Origin of the sequence: Acidisphaera sp. L21, assembly GCF_009765685.1 — a bacterium.
In the GTDB taxonomy this organism is placed as follows: Bacteria; Pseudomonadota; Alphaproteobacteria; order Acetobacterales; family Acetobacteraceae; genus LMUY01.
On the sequence record NZ_LMUY01000153.1, the window covers coordinates 1 to 620 of the forward strand.

Genomic DNA, 620 nt, shown 5'->3' on the forward strand with positions numbered 1-620 from the left:
AGAGGTTGACCGGATCGTTGACATTATCCAGGCCAGCAATCCGCGTCATTTCGACCCGGCGTTGGAGCGTTGGCGGAATTCACCTCCAACAACTTGAAGACATACCATTACCAATCCACGGTGCGGCTAACCCAAAGCCGCGGGCTATGGAGCGCGGCCAGCCGAAGGATCCTTGATGCTGGACCCGATATACCAAACGCTTAAGCGAAGTTGGGTAGCCGTCTGCCCGATCGATGTAGCAGCCGTTCCACAAGCGATATACTGGAGGATGCATGCCAGATACTGAATGTCCGCCTGCGGGTTTTGAAAGCCACTGGGATGCGCCATGGTTCAAGGAAAAGTCAGATGAGTGCCGGCGGCTGGCTAATCTCGTTGCTGAGCAGCATCTTCGCGACGCAATGCTAGACTTGGCCAATGACTTTAAACGGCAATCGGATCACGCGGCACTTCTTGCGGCCGTAGCATTCGGGCGCCGCGGGTTTTGAGCGGCGCAACGTCGGACCTATCCCCCTTGATCATGCCGCAGGCATCCACCCGCGGCGACAATCCCACTGGAAGCGGCGATCACGAGGCTTGGATCGATGGCTGGCACGAGAGTGATGCGCTAGACGAAGATTTGG